Origin of the sequence: Plectonema radiosum NIES-515 (assembly GCF_025753815.1) — a bacterium.
Taxonomy (GTDB): domain Bacteria; phylum Cyanobacteriota; class Cyanobacteriia; order Cyanobacteriales; family Nostocaceae; genus Hassallia; species Hassallia radiosum_A.
The window spans coordinates 1-1,739 of the sequence record NZ_JAOWRF010000130.1; the positions used below are offsets into that span (position 1 = coordinate 1).

General features: G+C 44.6%; 2 protein-coding genes. Both read left to right on the top strand.

Annotated elements, in window-relative coordinates:
- Positions 1-107: 107 nt before the first annotated feature.
- Positions 108-773, top strand: a complete 666-nt coding sequence (locus OGM63_RS08330) for an ATP-dependent Clp protease proteolytic subunit (RefSeq protein WP_263745048.1) — start codon at positions 108-110, stop codon at positions 771-773.
- A 362-nt stretch (positions 774-1,135) separates the two neighbouring features.
- A complete protein-coding gene (locus OGM63_RS08335) occupies positions 1,136-1,729 on the top strand; it encodes an ATP-dependent Clp protease proteolytic subunit (protein WP_263745049.1) in 594 nt (197 codons plus the stop codon).
- The last annotated feature ends 10 nt before the right edge of the window (positions 1,730-1,739 follow it).

Sequence of the window (1,739 nt, forward strand, 5' to 3'; positions counted from 1 at the left end):
CTCCCCTCTCCCATCGCTTGCATAGCGAGAAATCCACACCTTTAACACACCTAGCATCGCGCTAGTATGTATTACAGTTAACGGCATTATTTCAGGCAACAGTTGCTATGGATATATCCCCCATCAAGGCTGTTCAAGCCCCATACGGCGGTGGTGATAACTTCTACCGGACACCCCCGCCAGATTTACCTTCATTATTGTTAAAAGAGCGAATTGTCTATCTTGGGATGCCATTGGTGCCTGCTGTCACCGAACTGATAGTCGCCGAATTGCTGTATTTACAGTCTGACGACCCAGAGAAACCAATTAAAATTTACATTAACTCTACTGGCACATCCGGTTACAGTGGCGATCCCGTCGGCTTTGAAACCGAAGCCTTCGCCATCTATGACACGATGAAATACATCAAGCCCGTCATCCACACCATCTGCATCGGTTCAGCGATGGGTATGGCAGCGATGCTTCTCAGTGCTGGAACAAAAGGTTGCCGCGCCAGTTTGCCCAACGCCTCCATTATCCTACACCAGCCCAAGAGTTACGCTCAAGGTCAAGCAACCGATATTCAAATTCGGGCAAAAGAAGTTCTGGCAAATAAAGCATCGCTGGTTGATATTTTGTCTAAAACCACCGAACAGCCTCCAGAAAGAATTATCAAAGACATGGATAGGCTGTTATACATGACACCCTATCAAGCGAAGGAATACGGATTGATTGACCGAGTTTTTGAGAAAGAAGAACTTGCCAATCCCCCATTACCAGCCAGTGTCCTTTAAAAAAGTTATGAGTTATGAGTTATGAGTTATGGGTTATGAGTTGTGGGTTATGAGTTATGGGTTATGGGTTATGGGTTATGGGTTATGAGTTATGGGTTATGAGTGAGGAGTTATGAGAAAAAAGAAGAAAGAAGATAAAACAATTTTTTCACTCCTAACTCCTCACTCCAAACTCCTCACTCCTAACTCCCAACTCCTAACTCCTAACTCCTCACTCCTCACTTTTAACTCCCAACTCCAAACTCCTCACTCCTAACTCCTCACCTTTTGTACAGACGTTCCACTCTTTACGTCTCAACCTCACTCTTAACTCCTAACTCGTAACTCTTCCATACCCAAACTATTGACAAACGGAGAAAAATATGCCTATAGGCGTTCCTAAAGTTCCCTATCGGATGCCAGGGGAACAATATACACAGTGGGTTGATATTTACAATCGTCTTTACCGAGAACGGATTATTTTCTTGGGACGAGACATTGATGATGAAATTGCTAACCAAATCATCGCCGTGATGCTATATCTGGATTCAGAAGATCCAGGTAAGGATATTCAACTGTACATCAATTCCCCAGGCGGAATGGTGACATCTGGTTTGGCGATTTACGATACAATGCAGCACATTAAATCAGATGTGGTAACGATTTGTGTCGGTTTAGCAGCCTCGATGGGTTCATTTCTGCTAGCGGCTGGTGCCAAAGGTAAACGGCTTGCATTGCCTCACTCACGGATCATGATTCACCAACCTTCTGGTGGTACTCGCGGACAAGCATCGGATATCGAAATTGAGGCAAGAGAGATTCTCCGGATTCGTCATCAGCTAAATAATATTTACGCTGATAACACGAATCAGACTTTGGCAAAGATTGAAAAAGACATGGATCGCGACTTTTTCCTGTCTGCTGCTGAAGCCAAAGAGTACGGTTTAATCGACCGTGTGATTGAAGATCGACCGTAGAAGAGGAGGG

Bases quoted from the DNA above. Each gene is read 5' to 3' on its own strand.
- OGM63_RS08330 (WP_263745048.1), top strand. From the start codon at position 108: ATGGATATATCCCCCATCAAGGCTGTTCAAGCCCCATACGGCGGTGGT.
- OGM63_RS08335 (WP_263745049.1), top strand. From the start codon at position 1,136: ATGCCTATAGGCGTTCCTAAAGTTCCCTATCGGATGCCAGGGGAACAA.